The sequence below is a fragment of the Actinomycetospora sp. NBRC 106375 genome, assembly GCF_030269665.1.
GTDB lineage: Bacteria > Actinomycetota > Actinomycetes > Mycobacteriales > Pseudonocardiaceae > Actinomycetospora.
The window spans coordinates 121461-141890 of sequence record NZ_BSTS01000015.1; the positions used below are offsets into that span (position 1 = coordinate 121461).

Genomic DNA, 20430 nt, shown 5'->3' on the forward strand with positions numbered 1-20430 from the left:
GTCGCCGGTGGTCACCCCCATGGCAGCAATGGCGGCGACCAGCCCGGCGGTACCCCTCCGATGATCGTCGCCGGGAGATCGAGATCACGTGCCGAGTGCTCGTCACCGCCGTCCGACGTCGGCTTCACCTCGGCGCTGGGTATCGTCGAATGCGGGGCGCGCACCGTTACGTACGAGGCGTGGTCGAGCGCACCACGCGCGCCCTGGCGTCGACACCGCCCGGCACCCGGTCGATCACCAGGGTTGGAGCCCAGTTTGCGGAGCACCCCCGCCGTCCCGCGTCACATGACACGTCGCGGGCTCGTCGGCTCCGCGGTTGCCGTCGCGCTCGCACTCGGACTCCTCGTCCTCATCAGCGCCGCGCCGGCCCTCGCATCGTCGCCGACGCCGTCGAACAATGCCCCGATCTGGGTCTTGCCGCCCTCCGGCAACCTGTTCTCGGGCTTCTCGCGCAACGACTACGACGAGCAGGACGGGTCGCCGCAACAGGTCCGTTCACCCGACAAGCCGGGACAGGACGCCGTCGAGTTCGACATCCCGGGCGGCGCCCAGCGCTCGGAGATGCAGCCCCGGATTCCCAACCAGGTCGAGGGCGACGTCCAGTACTACACCTATGGGGCGCTGCTCGCGCCCGACTTCCCGACCGACACGAGGACCTGGCAGCTCATCCTGCAGTGGCACCACTTCGCCGACTCGGGATCGCCGCCGGTGGCCGTCGAGGTCCGGGACGGTCGCCTGATGCTCGCGGCGGAAGGAACCGACCTTCAGGACCTCGGTCCCGTAAGCGGTGGCGATCGCGTGGACCTGACCCTGCGGATCGCGTTCTCCCGCGATCCCGACCAGGGAACGGTGGACGTGTGGCGCGACGGCCGCCAGGTCCTGGTGGGCTACCACCCTCCGAGCGGCACGTTGCTCGACAACGCCGACTACCTGAAGGTCGGCATCTATCGCGACACCTCGATCGACGCCCCGGGGAATCTGTGGCTCGACGAGCTACGGGTCGGGCCCACTCTCGCCTCCGTCCAATCGCCGGGCTCGCCATCCGCGGCCATCCCGACCGAGAGCGATCCGACCAGCGGGCCTTCGGGCGGGGGCCGAGGCGGGTCGTCCGAGACGATCCTGTGGGTGGCCGGCGGCCTGCTCCTCGTCGTCGTGCTGTCCACGGCGGGCTCGCTGCACCATCGGCGCCGCAGCCGCAGCTGACTCAACGCCAACGGCGCCAGACCCGCGGCTGAGAAGCGGGCCCTCCTGCGTGGGACCATGGCGGGGTCCCGCGGCAGCGGGCGATCCGCCGTGGTGTAAGGGCAACACCTCGGATTTTGGTTCCGATGATCCTGGTTCGAATCCAGGCGGCGGAGCGGTGCGCCCGGCGGTCGCTCAGTGCTCCGGCGACGACCCCACGCGCGGCAGGACGTCGGTCGGCCTCTCCCGCGGGTCGAACGCCCGCGGGTCCGGGCCCGGATCGTGGACGACGTCCGCGAACGCGTCCACCGCGAGGGCGACGCCGAGCACCACGGCGACCGCGACCCCGAGCGCGCCGAGGGTGTCGGTCGGGTAGTGGATCCCACGCACCACCAGCGAGAGGCCGACCGCGACGACGAGGGCCGCGAGCCCGGCGACCGCGCACAGCCGCAGCGCGCGCGGCAGGGTCGGCAGGCCGAGCACGAGCACCGCGCAGGTCACGGCGATCGAGGCCACCGACGTCGTGTGCCCGCTGGGGAACGCCAGCTCGCCGCCGCGCGTGCGCTCGACCAACGGCTTGAGCACCAGCGACGTCACGACCATCGCCGTCGTCGGACCGGCGAGCACGAGGCCCAGGCCGCGCCCGCGGCGCAGGTACCAGGCCAGCGGCGCCAGCAGCAGGAGCGCGACGACCACCGGGAGCGGGCCGCCGAGCGCGGCGAACCCCCGCGCGAGGGAGTGGGCGATCCCGGGCTGGTCGTCGAGGACCTCGGTGATCCGGGTGTCGGCGCGACCGGCCCCCGAGTCGCCGGCGTACCGCCAGCCGAGCACGGCGGTGATCGCCGCCGCGACGCCGATGGCGATCACCACGCGGCGGCGCACCGCCGCCACCACGAGGGGTGTGCGGCCGTCGGGGACCAGGCCGGACGGACCGGGGGACGAGCCCATGATCGAGCGCGGCATGGGCGGCAAGGATGCCGTACCCCCGGGGTGGGTTCAGCGGCCTCCCCGCGACGGAGGACAGTGACGTCCGACGGTCGGCGCAGCGTCAACGCCGGGGCGCACCGAACCGCCCGATCGTCGGACGCCGGACCCCGACGGGGTCGCGCGGAGCCGGAGGTGGGCGATGCTCCCGGGTCGCACGACGGTCGCGCCCGATCCCGCCGCGCGCCGGGACGAGCTGGTCGGGCGCGCCGGCGCCGCCACGCTCGCCGCCACGCGGGTGCCCGCCCCCGACCCGTGGGGCAGCCTCGCCGTCCTCGACGCCCTGCTCGACGAGGCGCGCGTCCAGGGCGATCCGGGGCTGCACGCCCTGGTGCTGCGGCAGACCCTGGTCGCCCGCGTCCTGCTGGCCGCCGCGCCGGACGGCCCCGCGCTCGACCACGCCGACGAGCGCGGGCTCGACGAGCTGATCGCCCTGAGCGCCGACCACGGCCTGACGCTCTTCGGCGCCGACGCCCAGATGCTCGTGGCGCGCCGCGCGCTGCTCGGCGACGACGAGGACGCCGCGCTCGCGGCGGTCTCGGCGGGCCTGGCGCACCTCGAGGAGCCGGTCCTGACCGACCTCGCCCCGACCGTCGCCGAGCACCACCGCAACGTGTGCTGCTCGCGGCGCCTGGCCGCGAGCACCCTGGTCTCGCTCGGGATGCACGACCTCGCCGAGCCGCTGCTGGAGGAGGCCGGGGCCGGGGACCCGTCCCGGGAGAGCGGCGCCCTCGCCTACGAGCGGGTGCGCCTCGGCGTCTCCTGGGGCCTGCGCCTCGAGCGCGCCGGGCGTCGCGGCCAGGACCGGATGACCGGCGCGGCGGCCGTCGCCCAGGACATGCGCCGCCGGGCCGCGCCGGAGGAGCTGCCGCTGCTGCGGGCGGCGACGGTGCTCGCCCGGACCGCGCCCGGGGTCGCGACGACCGCCGCCGCGCGCCAGGCCTCCCGCCGCGACGCCGAGGCCCTCGCCCGTGGCGACCTCGTCTCGTCCCAGCACGACCGGCTGGTGACGCACCTGGCCGCCGCGCGCGCGCTCGAGCACGCCGGCGACACCGAGGCGGCGGCCGCCCTGCTCACCCGCCTGCGTGCGTGCCCGCCGCGGGGCGAGGCCAGCCTCATGCTCTCGGTGACCCGCGAGCTCGCCCGCCTGAGCGCGCGGCTCTCCGGGCCCGGCGGCGCGCCCTGCAGCGTCGACGCCGCCGTGCGCGACTACGTGGCCGACCTGGAGGAGGAGCTCTGGTCGCTGCACCGCGCCCGCGCGCTCTCCCTGCGGACGCGGCTCGCCCATGAGCGGCTGCGCCGCGAGCACGGACAGGTGGCCGCGCTGGCCCTGGCCGACCCGCTGACCGGTCTGCCCAACCGCCGCGCGCTGGACCGGTGCCTGTCCGAGGCGCTCGGCCCGGCCGTCGCGATGATCGACGTGGACGGCTTCAAGCAGATCAACGACACCGTCTCGCACACCCACGGCGACGAGGTGCTGCGCGGGGTCGCGGCGGCGCTGCGGTCGTCGCTGCGGGCCCCGGACCTGGTCGCCCGCTACGGCGGCGACGAGTTCGTCGTCGTCCTGCCCGACACCGCGGTGGACGACGCCGGCGCGGCGCTCGGGCGGGCCTGCCGCGCCGTCGCGGGGCTCGCGGGCGCCGGGGGCCGGGCGGTGACGCTGTCGGTCGGGGTGGTCGGGGCCCGTCCGGGCGAGCCCGTGGCCGCCGTGCTCGCCCGCGCGGACGCCGCGATGTACGCGGTCAAGCGGGCGGGCGGGAACGCGGTGCTCACGGAGGCCTGACCGAGGGCGGTGCCCGGCGCGCGGGGCCGCCCGGCGCACACCCCGCCGGACCGGCGGCGCAGCGGTCGTAGGATCGGCCCGCGAGCCCCGGACCCGGGGCCGGCCCGCGCACGAGTGGGAGCCAGAAGAGCCGATGCCGCCGAGCCCGACCGCCGTCGTCGTCCTCGCCGCCGGTGAGGGCACCCGGATGAACTCGGCCACCCCGAAGGTCCTGCACCCCGTCGGCGGGCGCACCCTGCTCGGGCACGCCGTGCACGCGGCCGCGGGCACCACGCCGGACCACCTCGTCGTCGTGGTCGGCCACGAGCGCGAGCAGGTCGGCGGCCACGTCCTCGGGCTCGCCGCGGAGGTCGACCGCGAGGTCCTCACCGCGGTGCAGGACCGCCGCCGGGGCACCGGGCACGCCGTCGCGTGCGGCGTCTCCCGGCTGCCGAGCGACCTCACCGGCACCGTGCTCGTCTCCTACGGCGACGTCCCGCTGCTGGACACGGCGACGATGCGCGCGCTGCAGGCCGAGCACGCCGACGGGGACTACGCGGTGACGCTGCTCACCGCCGAGCTCGACGACCCGAGCGGGTACGGCCGCGTCGTCCGGGACGACGACAACCAGGTCGTCGCGATCGTCGAGCACCGTGACGCGGCGCTCGAGCAGCTCGCGATCACCGAGGTGAACTCCGGCGTCTACGCCTTCGACCTCGCCTTCCTCCGCGAGGCGCTCGAGCGCCTCGACACCCACAACGCCCAGGGCGAGCTCTACCTCACCGACGTCGTCGCGACCGCCGCCCGCGAGGGTCGCGGCGTCGGCGCCGTCGAGACCGCGGACCCGTGGCTGGTCTCCGGGGTCAACGACCGCGTGCAGATGTCCGAGCTCGGCGCGGAGCTCAACCGCCGCCTGCTCGAGCGCTGGATGCGCGCCGGCGTCACCGTCGTCGACCCGCGCTCGACCTGGGTGGACGTGGGGGTGCGCCTCGAGCGCGACGTCACGCTGCACCCGGGCACCCAGCTGCACGGGCGGACCGCGGTCGCCGAGGGCGCCACGATCGGACCGGACACCACGCTCACCGACGTCACCGTCGGCGAGCGGGCCGCCGTCGTGCGCACCCACGGGTCGTCGTCGCGGATCGGCCCGGAGACCTCGGTGGGCCCGTTCGCCTACCTGCGACCCGGTGTCGAGCTCGACGCCCGCGGCAAGATCGGGACGTTCGTCGAGGTCAAGAACGCCCGCATCGGCGAGGGCAGCAAGGTCCCGCACCTGACCTACGTCGGCGATGCGACGATCGGCGAGAGCAGCAACATCGGCGCCTCGTCGGTGTTCGTCAACTACGACGGCGTCACCAAGCACCGCACCGTCGTGGGATCGCACGTGCGCACGGGCTCGGACAACACGTTCGTCGCCCCGGTGCAGATCGGCGACGGCGCCTACACCGGCGCCGGCACGGTCGTCCGCGAGGACGTGCCCCCCGGGGCGCTGGCCGTGTCGTCGGGGCCGCACCGCAACATCGAGGGCTGGGTGACCAGGAAGCGCCCGGGCACCGCCGCCGCCCAGGCGGCCGAGGCCGCGCAGAAGGCGGCGGACGCCGACGAGCGAACCACGCAGGAGGACCCGTGACCGTCAGCATGTCGTCGACCCCGAAGAAGAGCCTCATGCTCTTCTCCGGGCGGGCCCACCCGGAGCTCGCGGAGGAGATCGCCAAGGAACTGGACGTGTCGATCACGCCGCAGTCGGCGTACGACTTCGCCAACGGCGAGATCTTCGTCCGCTTCCAGGAATCGGTCCGCGGGTCCGACGCCTTCGTGATCCAGAGCCACACGGCGCCGATCAACCAGTGGATCATGGAGCAGCTCATCATGATCGACGCCCTGAAGCGGGCGTCGGCCAAGCGCATCACGGCGGTCGTGCCGTTCTACGGCTACGCCCGGCAGGACAAGAAGCACCGGGGCCGCGAGCCGATCTCGGCCCGCCTGATCGCGGACATGCTCAAGACCGCCGGCGCGCACCGGATCATGACGATCGACCTGCACACCGACCAGATCCAGGGCTTCTTCGACGGTCCCGTCGACCACCTGCTGGCCAACAAGGTCCTCGCCGAGCACCTGCGCGACACCTACGCCGACCACGACCTCGCCGTCGTCGCGCCCGACTCCGGCCGCGTCCGCGTCGCCGAGAAGTGGGCGGACATGATGGGCGGCGTCCCGCTGGCCTTCATCCACAAGACCCGCGACAAGACGCGCCCCAACGAGGTCGCCGCCAACCGCGTCGTCGGTGACGTCGCCGGGCGCTGCTGCATCCTCGTCGACGACATGATCGACACCGGCGGCACGATCGCCAAGGCCACCGAGGCGCTCCTCAACGACGGGGCCTCCGACGTCGTCATCGCCGCCACCCACGGCGTGCTCTCCGGCCCGGCCGTCGAGCGGCTGTCGACCTGCGGGGCGCGCGAGGTCATCGTCACCAACACACTCCCGATCCCGGACGAGAAGCGCTTCCCGACGCTGACCGTCCTCTCCATCGCCCCGGTGATCGCCCGCGCGGTGCGCGAGGTCTTCGAGGACGGTTCGGTGACGAACCTCTTCGACGGCAACGCCTGACGTCCGTGGGCCTCTGGGCCGAGCACGTCGTCCCGCGCGTCACCGACCTCGCCCTCGGCACCCCGGACGTGCGCGCGCTGCGCGAGCGGGCGCTCGCGCCGGCGCGGGGCGACGTCGTCGAGCTCGGCTTCGGCAGCGGCCCGACGCTGCCCCTCTACCCGGCGGCGGTGACGTCGGTGCGCGCGGTCGAGCCCTCGGCCGTGGCCCGGCGCCTCGCCGCCGAGCGGGTGGCCGCGGCGTCGGTACCCGTGACGTTCGTCGGCCTCGACGGCGCGGACCTCGACCTGCCCGACGCCGCCGCCGACACCGTCGTCAGCACGTTCAGCCTCTGCACCATCCCGGACGCCGACCGTACGCTGCGCGAGGTCCGCCGCGTCCTGCGCCCGGGCGGGCAGCTGCTCTTCCTCGAGCACGGCCTGTCCCCCGATCCGCGCACCGCCCGCTGGCAGCACCGCCTCGACGGTCTCCAGCAGCGCCTCTTCGCGGGGTGTCACCTCGTGCGACCCATCGACGAGCTGGTCCGCAGGGCCGGCCTGAACGTCACGAGCCTGGAGCACGACCGCCTCCGCGGCCCGGGCCCGATGTCGTATCTCTACCTCGGCGTCGCCACGCCCTGATCGCGACGTCGTCGGGGAGATCAGGAGAGCGCTGTGCACCCTCGCGTGCCGCAGGAGGTGGATGACGCGCTCGTGATCTCCACGAGAGCCGTCGCCGCGGAGATCAGCAGGCGGAAAGGCACCCGCGACGGGTCCCGCGAGGTGCCCACGACCTGCTGATCGTCAGCGCGCCCGCCGCGCGAGCATCGCCGCCTGCGGCAACGGCTTCGCCCGCGAGTCCACCTCGGGCGCGCGCACCACCCGCGCGGTGACGTCGAACCCCGCCTCCACCAGCAGGTCCGCGACGGCGTCGGGCTGCAGGCGGCGGAAGTCCAGCGAGACGCGGTGCCCGAACGCCTCGTCGTGGTGCGAGACGTCGTCGCCGACCTGGAACCCCAGCAGCAGGCGCCCGCCCGGTCGCAGGACGCGGCGGAACTCGGCGAGCACCGCCGGCAGCTCGGGACGCGGGACGTGGATGAGGGAGTACCAGGCGACGAGGCCGCCCAGCGAGGCGTCCGCGACGTCGAGGGCCGCCATGTCGCCGACGGCGAACGCGATCCCCGGGTGCTGGCGGCGTGCGAGCGCGACCATCGCCGGCGAGAGGTCGACGCCGCGGATCGCCACCCCGCAGGCGTGCAGGTGCGCGGTGACGCTGCCGGGCCCGCTGCCGGCCTCGAGGACGTCGCCCTCGACGAGCTCCGCGAACGCCCCGAGCACCGCGCGGTCGAGCGCCGAGCCCGCCAGCTCGTCGCGGAACTCCTCGGTGTAGGGCTCGGCGATCGCGTCGTAGCCGTCGCGGGTGGCGCGGCGGTCGGCCGGTTCCGTCACGGCAGCGGACCCTAGGACGGGGCCACGACAGGCCCACCGGTATCGTGGGACCCGCACTTCGGCGAGGGCCGGTGGAGAGCACCGGCCGTGATCGACGCGGTGCGGCCTCTCCCGGTCCCCGGGTCCCGGCCGCGCGCGGCGCGCCGACCCGAGAGCGACACCAGGAGAGACACCATGGCCGACGAGGTCCGCATCGCGGCGGAGACCCGCACCGAGTTCGGCAAGGGCGCGGCCCGTCGCACGCGCCGCGCGGGCAAGGTCCCCGGCGTGCTCTACGGGCACGGCACCGACCCCGTGCACCTCGCGTTCGACACCGTCGAGTTCGCCGCGGCGCTGCGCGAGAACGGGCGCAACGCCCTGCTCACCATCACCGGGCTCGGCGGGCAGCCGCAGCTCGCGCTGACCAAGAGCATCGCCCGCGACCCCATCAAGGGCTTCTTCGAGCACATCGACCTCGTGCTCGTCCGCCGCGGCGAGAAGGTCCAGGTCGACGTCCGCGTGGTGATCGTGGGCGAGGCCGCCTCCGGGACGCTCGTGTTCCAGAACGAGGACACGCTCACCGTCGAGGCCGACGCGACCAACATCCCCGAGGAGATCTCGGTCGTCATCGAGGACGCCGAGATCGGCACGCAGTTCCTCGCCGGCGACATCCGGCTGCCCGACGGCGCCGAGCTGGTCTCCGACCCCGAGCTCCTGGTCGTCAACGTCACCGAGGCGCCGACCGAGGAGGCCATGGAGGAGGAGATCGACACCGAGGGTGCGGGTGTCGAGGAGGACGCCTCCGAGGACGAGGCCGCCGAGACCGGCGAGTCGTCCGAGGCCGCCTCCGGCGACGAGAGCGCCGAGGGCTCGGGCGAGTCCGCCGAGTCCTCCGACGAGAGCTGACCCGACACCCGTGAGCTCCGACGGTGCCCGGCCCGACGGCCCCCTGCTGGTCGTCGGGCTGGGCAACCCGGGTCCCGACTACGAGGGCACCCGGCACAACGTCGGCTTCGTCGTCGCCGACGTCCTCGCGGCCCGCACCGGCAGCCGGTTCTCGCCGCACAAGCGCTCCGGCGCGGACGTGGCCGAGGGCCGGCTCGCCGGCCGCCGCCTCGTGCTCGCGAAGCCCCGCGGCTACATGAACCTCTCGGGCGGCCCGGTCGCCGGCGCCGCCCGCTTCTTCTCGGTGGACCCCACCGACGTGATCGTCGTCCACGACGACCTCGACCTCGAGTTCGGCGTCGTGCGCCTCAAGCGCGGCGGCGGCGAGGGCGGCCACAACGGTCTGCGCTCGATCTCGAAGTCGCTGGGCACGAAGGACTACCTGCGCGTCCGGTTCGGCATCGGGCGCCCGCCCGGTCGCCAGGACCCCGCCGACTACGTGCTCAAGCGCTGGTCGTCGGCCGAGCGCAAGGAGCTCGACGTCTCCGTCGAGCTGGCCGCCGACGCCGTCGAGGCGCTCGCGGCCGAGGGCCTCGAACCGGCGCAGAACCGCTTCCACCGAGCCTGAGGGTGACTCCGAACGGCGGCTGGCCGTCCCGCTGATCGCGGCAGACCCTCCCGGTATGCGTGCGGTGCGCCGCCACCCCCTCGTCACGTTCTTCGTGCTGACCTACGTCATCGCGTGGGCGTTCGTCCCGTTCGGTTCCTTCGGCGCGTTCGCGCCGCTGGTCGCCGCGCTGATCGTGGTGCCGATCAGCCAGGGCCGCGCGGGCCTCGCCGCGCTCGGGCGCCGCATCGTCCTCTGGCGCGTGCGCTGGTGGTGGTGGGCGCTGGCGCTCGCGGTGCCGGTCGCGATCCACGTCCTCGCCGCGATCCTGGGGGATTCGTCCCCGCTGCGGCTCGCGGCGTGGGGCGACGTCCTGCTGGTCTTCCTGCTGCGGCTCGTGAACCCCACCGACGGGGCGTTCGGCGAGGAGCCCGGCTGGCGGGGGTTCGCCCTGCCGGGCCTGCAGTCGCGGCTCTCACCGCTCGCCGCGACGGCGGTGCTCGCGGTGATCGTCACCGTGTGGCACCTGCCGCTGGTCCTGCTCGCCGAGGGCGACCGGGCGACGACGTTGGTGGGCATGATCGTCGGCACGGTGGGCGTGACGTTCTGGTACTCGTGGCTGTTCGACCACGCCGGGGGCAGCGTCCTGCTGGTCGTCGTCGCCCACGCCGTCGAGGGCGCGATCCAGGACGACACCGTCCTCTACTTCACCCTCTGGCTGGCGCTGGCGGTCGTCCTCGTGGTCGTCGACCTGCGGTGGTGGCTGCGGCCCGCTCCGGCGGAGGCGACGACGGCGTTCCCCCCGGCGCCCTCGCCGGCGGTGCGGTGACCCCGGTCAGTCGACCGCGTTCTCCAACCACGCCTCCTCCAGCTGCTCCCGCTCGCTGAGCAGCGCGCGCAGCTGGGCGTCGAGCTCCTGGAGACGGCCGGGCTGGGTCGCCGCGGCGGCGAGCTTCTCGTGGAGCTTCGTCTCCTCGGTCGCGATCCGCTCCAGGCGACGCTCGATCCGCGCGACCTCCTTGCGGGCCGCGCGGCGGTCGGCCTCCCCGCCGCCGGAGGCCGTGGACGCGGACGACGCCGCGATCGACGGCGGCGCGCTCTGACCGGCGCGCCGGCGCAGGTACTCCTCGATGCCGCCCGGCAGGTCGGTGATCTTCCCGTCGCCGAACAGGGCGACCGCGCGGTCGCAGACCCGCTCGGTGAGGTAGCGGTCGTGGCTGACGACGACGAGCGTGCCCGGCCAGCCGTCGAGGAGGTCCTCGAGCTGCTGGAGGGTGTCGACGTCGAGGTCGTTGGTGGGCTCGTCGAGCAGCAGGACGTTCGGCTCGGTCATGAGCAGGCGCACGAGCTGCAGGCGCCGGCGCTCCCCGCCGGAGAGGTCCGACACCGGCGTCCACTGCCGCGACGCCGGGAAGCCGAAGCGCTCGGCGAGCTGTGACGCCGTCTGCTCGTAGCGCCCGATCGTCACCCGCTCCGCGATGTCCTCGACGGCCTGGAGCACGCGGCGGTGCATCGGCAGGGCCAGGTTCTGTCCCGTCGCTCCGCTCGCCTCGGCGAGATCCTGCGACAGGTGGGCCAGGCGCACGGTGGTGCCCTGCACGCGCTGCCCGCCGTCGAGGGCGCGCTCGCCGCCGACCGCGCGCAGCAGCGTCGTCTTGCCCGAGCCGTTGATGCCGACGATGCCGATGCGGTCGCCGGGGCCGATGCGCCACGTCTGTCGGTTCACCAGGGTCCTGCGCTCACCTCCCTCCTGGCCGCCGACCGTCAGCGTCGCGTCCTCCAGCTCGATCACCGTGCGCCCGAGCCGGTGCTTTGCCATGGTCACGAGCTCGACGGTGTCGCGGGGCTCGGGGACGTCGGCGATCAGCGCCTCGGCGGCCTCGACGCGGTAGCGCGGCTTGGACGTGCGCGCCTGCGGCCCGCGCCGCAGCCACGCCAGCTCCTTGCGCGCCAGGTTGCGGCGGCGCTGCTCGGCGGCGTCGGCGAGGCGCGCCCGCTCGGCCCGGGCGAAGATCCAGTCGCCGTAGCCGCCCTCGTACTGCTCGACGTGGCCGTCGACGACCTCCCAGGTGCGCGAGGCGACGGTGTCGAGGAACCAGCGGTCGTGGGTGACGACGACGAGCGCGGTGCGCCGGGCGAGCAGGTGCTCGGCGAGCCAGCCGATGCCCTCGACGTCGAGGTGGTTGGTGGGCTCGTCGAGGACGAGCAGGTCGAGGTCCTGGACCAGGGCCGCGCACAGGGCGATCCGCTGGCGCTCGCCGCCGGAGAGCCCCTCGACCGAGGCGTCGAGGCCCCGGTCGCCGCCGGGGCGCAGGCCCTCCACGACCGCGCGGCTGCGCGGGTCGGCGGCCCACTCGTGGTCGGGGACGGGACCGCCCAGCACGGCCTCGCGGACCGTGTCCCCCGACAGCTGCGTCTGCTGGCTGACCAGCGCCATCCGCAGCCCGCCGACCGGGCTGCGCCGGCCGGTGTCCGGCGCCAGCGTCCCGGCCAGCACCTTCACCAGCGTCGACTTCCCGCCGCCGTTGCGTCCGACGACGCCGATGCGGTCGCCGGTGTCGACGCCGAGCGAGACGCCGTCGAGCACCGGCTTCGGGCCGCCGAAGCCGATCGACACCGACTCGAGGTTGACGAGGTTGGGCACGGTTCCATTCTCCAGAGGGCGCGAACGGGGACTTCGCGCGCGTAGAAGCAGCGGATGCCACGGTCGCTGCCAGAGGGCACAGGGTCAGGCGTAGGCCCCGGGGCCGGGGTCGAACGGACGGGGCGGGGGCGGCGGGCCGGTGCCGCCGTCGGCGTCGACGACCTTGGCCCCGGGGACCGGCCCGTGCGCGACGCGGACCGTCCGGCACACACCGGCGCCCGCGAGCTCGGCGGCGACGCGGACGGCGGCGTCCTGGCCGTCGCACAGGAACACGCACGTGGGCCCGGACCCGGAGACGACACCGGCGAGCGCGCCCGCGTCGACCCCGGCGCGCAGCGTGCGGCGCAGCCCCGGGTCGAGGCTCACCGCGGCGGCCTGCAGGTCGTTGCCCAGCAGCAGGGCCAGCGAGCGCGCCTCCCCCGAGGCCAGCGCCTCGAGCACCGGCTCGACGTCGCCGACGCGCCGCGGCGCCTCGGGGCGGGCGCGCAGCCGGTCGAGCTCGCCGAACACGGTCGGGGTCGCGAGCCCGTGGTCGGCGACGGCCACGACCCAGTGGAACGTGTGGCGCGTCAGCACCGGGACGAGGCGCTCGCCCCGCCCGGTGCCCAGCGCCGTCCCGCCGTGCAGGGCGAACGCGACGTCCGAGCCGACCTCGGCGGCCACCTCCATGAGGTCCTCGCGGCCCAGGTCGAGCCGCCAGAGCCCCGCGGTCGCCAGCAGGGCGCCGGCGGCGTCGGCGCTGCCGCCCGCCATGCCCCCCGCCACCGGGATGGCCTTGCGCAGGGCCACGCGGACGTCGGGGGTGCGGTCGGCCCGCCGGGCGAGGGCCTCGACCGCCCGCCACGCCAGGTTCGTCGTGTCGGTCGGCACGTCGCTGTCGTCGACCCCGTCGACCGCCGTGACCGACACCCCGGGCTCGATGGCGCCGGGGACGGCGGTGCTCACGCTGACCTCGTCGGCGATGCTCAGCGCCTGGAAGACCGTGACCAGGTCGTGGTAGCCGTCCGCGCGGAGATCGCCCACGGCCAGGTGCAGGTTGATCTTGGCCGGGACGCGGACGGTGACCGGCGGTCCGACGGCGGAGAGCACCCGACCAGGGTACGGACCGCGCCCGCCCGCCTTCAGGACGTCGCCTCCCCGGACGCGTCCCCCGCTGCGTCCCCGGCCGCGTCCCCGGCCGCCGCCGCCCGGGCGATCGCCGTGAACGCCGCGACGTCGAGCGACTCGCCCCGCGCGCCCGGGTCGATGCCCGCGGCCCGCAGCACGGCCTCGGCCGCCGGCGCCGATCCCGCCCAGCCGGCGAGGGCCGCCCGCAGCGACTTGCGGCGCTGCGCGAACGCGGCGTCGACGACCGCGAAGACGGCGTCGCGCTCCACGTCGGCGGGCTGCCCCGCGTGCCGGGTGAACGCCACGAGCCCGGAGTCGACGCCGGGCACCGGCCAGAACACCGCGCGCGGCACCGGGCCCGCCCGGCGGGCGTCGGCGTACCAGGCGAGCTTCGCCGACGGCGCCCCGTAGGCCCGCTCCCCCGGCCGCGCGGCGAGCCGCTCGGCGACCTCGGCCTGCACCATGACGAGGCCCCGGCGCAGGGACGGCAGCACGGCGAGCAGGTGCAGCACGACGGGGACGGCAACGTTGTAGGGCAGGTTCGCCACGAGGACGTCCGGCGCGCACGGCAGGTCGCCGGGCTCCAGGCGCACCGCGTCGGCCGTGACGACGCGCAGGTCGGCGCCCGGGGCGCGGTCGGCCGCGGTGCCAGGGAGCCGCCCGGCGAGCACCGGGTCGATCTCCACGGCCACGACCGTCGCCGCGGCTTCGAGCAGCGGCAACGTCAGCGACCCGAGGCCGGGACCGACCTCGAGCACGACGTCCTCCGGACCGACCTCCGCCCGGCGCACGATGCGCCGGACGGTGTTGGCGTCGTGGACGAAGTTCTGGCCCAGCCGCTTGGTCGGGCGCAGATCCAGTTCCGCGGCCAGAGCCCGCACGTCGCCTGCCCCGAACAGGCGCGCCGGACTCGTCACGCGGTCATCGTGGCAAAGAACGGAACTGGTCTAGCGGGACCCGCAGACCGGCCAGGCGCCGTACCCCCCGCGCGAGTCACGGACGCGCTCGGCGACCGCGATCTGCTCCTCGCGCGTGGCCTGGTCGGGACGCGAGGCGTACCGCGAGCCGCCGTAGGCGTTCCAGGTCTTCTTGTCGAACTGCAGGCCGCCGTAGTAGCCGTTGCCCGAGTTGGTCGACCAGTCGCCGGTCGACTCGCACTGGGCGATGCGGTCCCACTTGCCGCGGCCGACCGCCGGGGCCTCGTTCTTGGGCTTGGTGCCGCGGTGGACCACGCCGCCGACGGCCTGGCGCGTCACCTGCGACTCGCCGACCTGCGTCCGCCCGGTCTCGGCGCCGTTGGTGGCGTTGACCGACCAGGTGACGACCTCCTCGCCGGCCTGGCCGGGCTCCTCGACGCGGGTCTCGCCCTGCTCGAGGTCGGGGTCGTCGACGGTGCGCATCGGCGGCGCGACCGGCCGGGTCTCGGTGACCTGGGTGACGGTGTTGCGGGTGACGGTGAGCGTGGCGCCGTTAACGAGGTCACCGGCCACCGTGTCGGTCGGGCTGAGGCCCGCGAGGCCGTTCTGGGCGAGCAGCTCGTTGGCGTTCGCCGCGGTGGTCGTGATCTGCCGCGGGGCGCCGCCGCCGTCGACCAGCGTCACGGCCTTCGGCACGCGCACGTCGAGGTTCATCCCGTTGACGGGGATGTTCGCGCTCATCGGCGCCGAGGTGACGAGGCCGTCGGTCGGGAGACCGAGCTGCGCCAGCGCGTCCGCGACGGTGCGGGCCGTCGTCGAGATCGTCTGCGGGCGCCCGTCGACCATCAGCGCGACGCTGCGCGTGTGGTTGACGACGAGGTGGTCGCCGTCGTGGACCTCGGCGTTGGGCCCGGGCGCGAGCTGGTCGCCCGGGCCGAGCTCGATGTCGCCGCTGTCCAGCGCGCCGGAGACGTCCGAGGAGTAGGTGTGCACGACCTGGTCGACGCCGTCGACCGTGACCGTGACCTCCTTGTCCAGCGCCACGGCCGTGCTGCCGCCGGCCGCGACGGCCAGGAGGGCGACCGCGACGCCGCCCTTGACGGCGTTGGAGCGGCGGCGGGTGTCGCCGCCGAAGCGCTGCGGGTCGTCGAGCGCGGTCAGGCCGGCGGGAGCGGCACCGCGCAGGTCGCCGTGAGGCTCGGCCTCGAGGTCCTGCTCGCCGGTGAACGACTCGAGGTCGTTCCACTCGTCGAGGTCGGAGAGGTCGAGCGGGCCGCTCGTGCCGGGGTCGACCGTCGTCGCCGGGTCGGCGGTGCGCGCGACCGGGAGCGGGCCGGTGATGTCGTCGAACCAGCCCGGCTGCTCGCCGCCGCGGGTGCCGTACGCCGTGTCGTAGCCGAACTCGTGCGCCGCGTCGTAGCCGTAGTCCGGCGCGTAGTCGCCGGCGACGTCGGTCGCGTACCCGTCCTGGGCGTACCAGGCGTCGCCGTAGGTCCCGTACGAGCCGTGCGGGCCGTGCCCGTCGGGCGCCTCGGAGCCGAACCAGGCGCCGTCGGTGATCGGCAGGCCTGCGGTGTCGCTGTCGCCCTCGCCGACGAGGCCGGCGCGGCCGCGGGTCGTGGTGTCCGCGCTCATCGGGCGGCCACCACGGGGACCGGGGAGCAGGTCAATGCGAACAGGGAGCGCACAAGCACAGGAGAGTCCACATCGTTTCGTCCATCCGGGCAGGAACCGGTCCTGGGGAGACCGTCACGTCCTCGTGGCGTCCTCCCTGTGCTGGGGACCTGGGGAAGTCCTCATCACGCGGGCCCTCGGGGGTGGTTCCATCCCGGCGAGTCACAGCACGGTAACGAGTTGGGTATCGCCGCCATCAAGCCGACACGACCGTGTTGCGCCGAACGGCACGCCGGCGACGACGAGCGTGGCTACCCTGCGCTCTCTCGGGCGACAGAGCGTGAAGGTTGAGGGTGTTCGGCGAGTCGATAGGCCCGTCGGGCGTTGTCCGCGGTGGTCGCCGCCAGCCGTTCGGCGGGCTCCTCACGGAGCTCCGCCAGATCGCGCACCGTGTGGGGGACGACGTAGGGCTCGTTCGGCCGACCGCGGTACGGGTGCGGAGTCAGGAACGGGGCGTCGGTCTCGACGAGGACGAGCTCGGCGGGCATCTGCTGCGCCGCTCGTCGCAGCTCGGCGGCGTTCGCGTTGCGGAAGGTCGCCGTGCCCGAGAACGACGCGAACCAGCCCTCGTCGGCGCAGCGGCGCGCCAGCGCGGGCCCGCCGGAGAAGCAGTGGAAGACCGTGGTCGGCGGCGCGCCCTCGGCGGCGAGGACGTCGAGGATCGCGTCGTGGGCGTCGCGGTCGTGGATGACCAGCGGCAGCCCGGTGCGCTTGGCCAGGTCGATGTGCCAGGCGAAGGCCTCGCGCTGGACGTCGAGCGGCGCGCAGTCCTCGCGGCGCGTCGTCCAGTAGTCGTCGAGCCCGGACTCGCCCACGGCGACGACGCGGGGCCGCGCGGTGAGCTCCTCGAGGTCCCGGCGGGCGTCGGGGGTGAGGTCGTTCGAGCGCGTCGGGTGCAGGCCCACCGCGGCGAACACGCGCGGGTCGCCGTCGGCCGCCCATGCCGCCCAGCGTGCGGAGTCGAGGTCGTCGGCCGTGGTGACCACCGCCTCGACCCCGGCGCTGGTGGCGCGGTCGAGGACCTGCGCGAGGACCTCGGGCTCCCGCGCTCCGCAGGCGTCGAGGTGGGTGTGGGCGTCGATACAGTGAACGATCCCCTGGCCGTGCCCGATGGGTTCGGGCACCGGGGGTGGGACGCGGTCCTTACTCACCGCTCTGGATCGGCGCCCACGACGGACCGGTCTCGCCGAGGCTCGGGTCGAGCTTGGCGAACAGCGGGGTCGGCCGGGCCAGCGGCCGGCCCACCGGGATCGGCGTCGACGCCCAGCGGGCCTGCTCGGCGGCGTAGTCGCCGGTGAGCACCGAGTGGCTCGTCCCGAGCTCGCCGGAGGTGCCGGCGTCCTCGCGGTGCGGCTGCTCGGCCCACACGCCCGTGCCGCCGAGGGCCTCGTGGACCTTCTGCGCGGCGTGCGGCAGGAACGGCGTCAGCAGCGTGTTGGCGTCCTGCACCACCTGCAGCGCGGTGTGCAGGATCGTGTCCCGGCGGGCCGGGTCGTCCTTGCGCTTCCACGGCTCCTGGTGCGACAGGTAGGCGTTCGCCTCCCCGACCACCCGCATCGCCTCGGAGATCGCCTGCTTGAACCGCGAGCGGGCCAGGTGGGCTCCGACGGTGTCGAACGCCGCCCGCGACTGCGCGAGCAGCGCCTCGTCGGCCGGGTCCGGCGCGGTCGGCTCGGGCACGGCGCCGACGTTCTTCGCGGCCATCGAGACCGAGCGGTTGACGAGGTTGCCCCACTCGTTGGCCAGCTCGAAGTTCGTGCGCCGCACGAACTCGTCCCACGTGAAGTCGGTGTCCTGGTTCTCCGGCCCGGCCACCGAGATGAAGTAGCGCAGCGCGTCCGGCCCGAACTCGCGCAGGAAGTCGCCGACGTAGATCACCGTGCCGCGGCTGGTGGAGAACTTCGAGCCGCTCATCGTGAGGAACTCGGAGCTGACCACCTCGGTGGGCAGGTTGAGGTGCCCGAAGCCGCCGACCTCGCCGCCGCGGTCGCCCTCGCCGTTGTGCCCGAGCAGGATCGCCGGCCACATCACCGAGTGGAACGTGATGTTGTCCTTGCCCATGAAGTAGAAGGACTGGGCGTCCGGGTCGCACCACCACTGCTTCCAGGCGTCCGGGTCGCCGGTGCGCTGGGCCCACTCGACCGACGCCGACAGGTAGCCGATGACGGCGTCGAACCAGACGTAGAACCGCTTCATCGGGGCGTCGCGCCAGCCGTCGAGCGGGATCCGCACGCCCCAGTCGAGGTCGCGGCTGATCGCGCGGGGCTTGAGGTCCTCGGCGAGGCGGCGGCTGAAGTTCAGGACGTTGGGCCGCCAGTGGGTCCGGGTGTCGAGCCACGACGCGAGGGACTTGGAGAACGCCGGCAGGTCGAACAGCAGGTGCTCGGTCTCGACGAACTGCGGGGTCTCGCCGTTGATGCGCGAGCGCGGGTTGATCAGGTCCGCGGGGTCGAGCTGGTTGCCGCAGTTGTCGCACTGGTCGCCGCGCGCGCTCGGGTACCCGCAGATCGGGCATGTGCCCTCGATGTAGCGGTCGGGCAGCGTGCGGCCCGTCGACGGGCTGACCGCGCCGAGCGTCGTCTCGGTCGCGACGTAGCCGTTGTTCCACAGCGCGCTGAACAGGTCCTGCGTGACGCGGTGGTGGTTGTCGGTGCTCGTGCGCGTGAACAGGTCGTAGGACAGGCCGAGCCCGACGAGGTCGTCCTGGATCACCCGCGAGTAGCGGTCGACGAGCTCGCGGGGCGTCGTGCCCTCGGCGTCGGCTTGCACCTGGATCGGCGTGCCGTGCTCGTCGGTGCCCGAGACCATGAGCACCCGGTTGCCGACCATCCGCTGGTAGCGGGAGAAGACGTCGGAGGGCACACCGAAGCCGGAGACGTGGCCGATGTGCCGCGGGCCGTTGGCGTACGGCCACGCCACGGCGGTCAGCACGGGGATGCTCATGTCCCCATTCTCCGCACGCCCGCCACCGGCTACGGCATCGCCCCGAACTGCCGGTCCCCGGCGTCGCCGAGGCCCGGGACGATGTAGCCGTGCTCGTTCAGCCGCTCGTCGAGGGCGGCGGTGTAGACCGGCACGTCCGGGTGGGTCGCCGCGAGGTGCGCGACGCCCTCGGGCGCGGCGAGCAGGCAGATCGCGGTGACGTCGTCGGCGCCGCGGTCGGCGAGCAGGTCGATCGTGTAGGCCATCGACCCGCCCGTGGCGAGCATCGGGTCGAGCACGAACACGGGCCGGCCCGCGAGGCTCCCCGGCAACGACGCCATGTACGGCGTGGGCTGCAGGGTCTGCTCGTCACGGGCGACGCCGACGAAGCCCATCACGGCCCCGGGCACCTGGGCGTGGGCCGCCTCCGCCATCCCGAGCCCGGCGCGCAGCACGGGCACGAGCACCGGCGGCGTCGCGAGCTCGGCGCCCGTCGTCGCCGCCACCGGCGTGCGGATCGCCACCGGGGCGGTGGCCGCGTCGCGCATCGCCTCGTAGACCACCATCGCGGTCAGCTCCCGCACGGCGGCCCGGAACGCCGGCCGGTCGGTGGTCTCGTCGCGCAGGGTGGTCATGCGGACGTCGACGAACGGGTGGCGCACGACGTGGGGACCCGGCATGGCCGCGGACGCTATCGGGCCGGGTGGCGGGCGACGCGCGGGTCGGGTGATCAGCGCGGCAGCGACTCGGTGAACGCCACGATCGCGCGCCCGAGCTCGGCGCCCGCGTCCTCCTGCAGGAAGTGCCCGGCGTCGGGGATCGTCGGGTGCACCCGGCCGGCCGCGCCGGGGACGTGGTCGCGCAGCACAGGGCCCATGGCGCCGGTGATCGGGTCGGAGTCGGAGAACGCGGTGAGGAACGGGCGGTCGTAGCGCCCGAGCGCTTCCCAGGCGGCCCGGTTCGCGCCGTTCTCGGGATCGTCGGGGCGGGTCGGCACGAGCAGCGGCATCGCCCGCGGCCCGGCCTTGAACGTCTCGTCGGGGAACGGCGCGTCGTACGCCGCCCGGTCGGCGTCGGCGAGACCGCGGGCGCAGCCGGAGGCGACGAGACGGCCGACGTCGAGGATCTCGGCCTTCTCGACCGCACGGCGGAACCCCCACCAGACCTGCGGCATGTCGACGTCGCCGGTCGGGAGGCCGGTGTTGGCGGCCACGACCCCGGCCCAGCGCTCCGGCTCGGCGGCGACCAGCCGCAGGCCGATCAGCCCGCCCCAGTCCTGCCCGACGAGCACCGCGTCGCGCAGCCCGAGCGCGTCCACGGCCTGGCGGGTCCAGGCGACGTGGCGGGCGTAGGAGTGGTCGGCGATCCGCGCGGGCTTGTCGGAGCGGCCGAAGCCGACCAGGTCGACGGCCACCGCCCGCAGGTCGGCCGCCACGAGCGCGTCGACGACGTGCCGGTACAGGTACGACCACGACGGCTCGCCGTGGAGCAGCAGCACGGCGGGCGCGTCCTCGAGGCCTGCGGTGTAGGTCGCGACCCGGATCCCCGGGCCGCCGTCGGGATCGTCGACCTCGACGTAGTCGGGCGCGGACACGACGTCCGGCAGGTCGGCGAAACGGTCGTCCGGGGTCCGCAGCAGCTCCACCCGGGCAGGGTGGCAGTCGGGAGGGATGCGGTGGAACAGGGCCCGGCGGGGTACGGGCAGGTCACGGCGCCCGGCATAAGGTGCGCCG

At 74.7% G+C, this 20430-nt stretch carries 18 protein-coding genes and 1 tRNA gene; 9 read left to right on the top strand and 10 right to left on the bottom strand.

Annotated elements, in window-relative coordinates:
* Window positions 1-60: 60 nt before the first annotated feature.
* Together QSK03_RS23545 and QSK03_RS23550 are read left to right on the top strand one after the other, a co-directional pair.
* Window positions 61-1203, top strand: coding sequence for a heparin lyase I family protein (locus tag QSK03_RS23545; RefSeq protein WP_285657309.1), 1143 nt, complete (start codon window positions 61-63; stop codon window positions 1201-1203).
* An 84-nt stretch (window positions 1204-1287) separates the two neighbouring features.
* Window positions 1288-1358: transfer RNA gene (locus tag QSK03_RS23550), tRNA-Gln, on the top strand.
* A 19-nt stretch (window positions 1359-1377) separates the two neighbouring features.
* Here the strand turns inward: QSK03_RS23550 and QSK03_RS23555 are convergent.
* A complete protein-coding gene (locus QSK03_RS23555; protein WP_285657311.1) occupies window positions 1378-2145 on the bottom strand; it encodes a phosphatase PAP2 family protein in 768 nt (255 codons plus the stop codon).
* A 163-nt stretch (window positions 2146-2308) separates the two neighbouring features.
* Between QSK03_RS23555 and QSK03_RS23560 the strand changes: the two genes are divergently transcribed.
* The 4 genes from QSK03_RS23560 to QSK03_RS23575 all read left to right on the top strand — a co-directional run bounded on the left by QSK03_RS23560 (window position 2309) and on the right by QSK03_RS23575 (window position 7155).
* On the top strand, window positions 2309-3949 hold the full coding sequence (locus QSK03_RS23560) for a GGDEF domain-containing protein (protein ID WP_285657313.1): 1641 nt from the start codon (window positions 2309-2311) through the stop codon (window positions 3947-3949).
* A gap of 133 nt (window positions 3950-4082) precedes the next feature.
* Window positions 4083-5558 carry a bifunctional UDP-N-acetylglucosamine diphosphorylase/glucosamine-1-phosphate N-acetyltransferase GlmU gene (gene glmU, locus QSK03_RS23565; RefSeq protein WP_285657315.1) on the top strand — a complete coding sequence of 492 codons (1476 nt, stop codon included), beginning with the start codon at window positions 4083-4085 and terminating at the stop codon, window positions 5556-5558.
* A gap of 8 nt (window positions 5559-5566) precedes the next feature.
* Window positions 5567-6538, top strand: a complete 972-nt coding sequence (locus tag QSK03_RS23570; protein WP_285657380.1) for a ribose-phosphate diphosphokinase — start codon at window positions 5567-5569, stop codon at window positions 6536-6538.
* A 5-nt stretch (window positions 6539-6543) separates the two neighbouring features.
* Window positions 6544-7155 (top strand): class I SAM-dependent methyltransferase, encoded by a 612-nt coding sequence (locus tag QSK03_RS23575; protein WP_285657318.1) that lies wholly within the window; start codon window positions 6544-6546, stop codon window positions 7153-7155.
* A 162-nt stretch (window positions 7156-7317) separates the two neighbouring features.
* Here QSK03_RS23575 and QSK03_RS23580 read toward each other — a convergent pair whose 3' ends face one another.
* Complete coding sequence (locus tag QSK03_RS23580; protein WP_285657319.1) at window positions 7318-7962, bottom strand: class I SAM-dependent DNA methyltransferase; 645 nt, start codon at window positions 7960-7962, stop codon at window positions 7318-7320.
* Between the two features lie 174 nt (window positions 7963-8136).
* Between QSK03_RS23580 and QSK03_RS23585 the strand changes: the two genes are divergently transcribed.
* From QSK03_RS23585 to QSK03_RS23595, 3 genes are read left to right on the top strand one after another with little or no spacing between them, the layout of a single operon-like run.
* Window positions 8137-8847 (top strand): 50S ribosomal protein L25/general stress protein Ctc, encoded by a 711-nt coding sequence (locus tag QSK03_RS23585; protein ID WP_285657320.1) that lies wholly within the window; start codon window positions 8137-8139, stop codon window positions 8845-8847.
* Between the two features lie 10 nt (window positions 8848-8857).
* Window positions 8858-9454 (top strand): aminoacyl-tRNA hydrolase, encoded by a 597-nt coding sequence (gene pth, locus QSK03_RS23590; protein WP_285657321.1) that lies wholly within the window; start codon window positions 8858-8860, stop codon window positions 9452-9454.
* Window positions 9455-9509: 55 nt separating this feature from the next.
* Window positions 9510-10262, top strand: a complete 753-nt coding sequence (locus QSK03_RS23595; protein ID WP_285657323.1) for a CPBP family glutamic-type intramembrane protease — start codon at window positions 9510-9512, stop codon at window positions 10260-10262.
* Window positions 10263-10268: 6 nt separating this feature from the next.
* On the opposite strand, the gene QSK03_RS23600 is transcribed toward QSK03_RS23595, so the two are convergent.
* The 8 genes from QSK03_RS23600 to QSK03_RS23635 all read right to left on the bottom strand — a co-directional run bounded on the left by QSK03_RS23600 (window position 10269) and on the right by QSK03_RS23635 (window position 20342).
* Window positions 10269-12077 carry an ABC-F family ATP-binding cassette domain-containing protein gene (locus tag QSK03_RS23600; RefSeq protein ID WP_285657325.1) on the bottom strand — a complete coding sequence of 603 codons (1809 nt, stop codon included), beginning with the start codon at window positions 12075-12077 and terminating at the stop codon, window positions 10269-10271.
* Between the two features lie 84 nt (window positions 12078-12161).
* Window positions 12162-13166: a 4-(cytidine 5'-diphospho)-2-C-methyl-D-erythritol kinase gene (locus tag QSK03_RS23605; protein WP_285657326.1), complete on the bottom strand. Its 1005-nt coding sequence runs from the start codon at window positions 13164-13166 to the stop codon at window positions 12162-12164.
* Between the two features lie 32 nt (window positions 13167-13198).
* On the bottom strand, window positions 13199-14101 hold the full coding sequence (rsmA, locus tag QSK03_RS23610) for a 16S rRNA (adenine(1518)-N(6)/adenine(1519)-N(6))-dimethyltransferase RsmA (RefSeq protein WP_285657328.1): 903 nt from the start codon (window positions 14099-14101) through the stop codon (window positions 13199-13201).
* 30 nt (window positions 14102-14131) lie between these two features.
* Window positions 14132-15736 carry a resuscitation-promoting factor gene (locus QSK03_RS23615; protein WP_285657330.1) on the bottom strand — a complete coding sequence of 535 codons (1605 nt, stop codon included), beginning with the start codon at window positions 15734-15736 and terminating at the stop codon, window positions 14132-14134.
* Between the two features lie 290 nt (window positions 15737-16026).
* Entirely contained in the window at window positions 16027-16926 is a 900-nt protein-coding gene (locus tag QSK03_RS23620; protein ID WP_285657331.1) for a TatD family hydrolase, read from the bottom strand.
* Window positions 16919-18718 (bottom strand): methionine--tRNA ligase, encoded by a 1800-nt coding sequence (metG, locus tag QSK03_RS23625; RefSeq protein WP_285657332.1) that lies wholly within the window; start codon window positions 18716-18718, stop codon window positions 16919-16921. The genes QSK03_RS23620 and metG overlap by 8 nt, the downstream gene beginning before the upstream one ends.
* A gap of 29 nt (window positions 18719-18747) precedes the next feature.
* On the bottom strand, window positions 18748-19377 hold the full coding sequence (gene upp, locus QSK03_RS23630) for a uracil phosphoribosyltransferase (RefSeq protein WP_285657334.1): 630 nt from the start codon (window positions 19375-19377) through the stop codon (window positions 18748-18750).
* Window positions 19378-19427: 50 nt separating this feature from the next.
* The gene (locus tag QSK03_RS23635) at window positions 19428-20342 is read right to left on the bottom strand and encodes a haloalkane dehalogenase (RefSeq protein ID WP_285657336.1); all 915 of its coding nucleotides are present in this window, start codon (window positions 20340-20342) and stop codon (window positions 19428-19430) included.
* Window positions 20343-20430 lie beyond the last annotated feature (88 nt).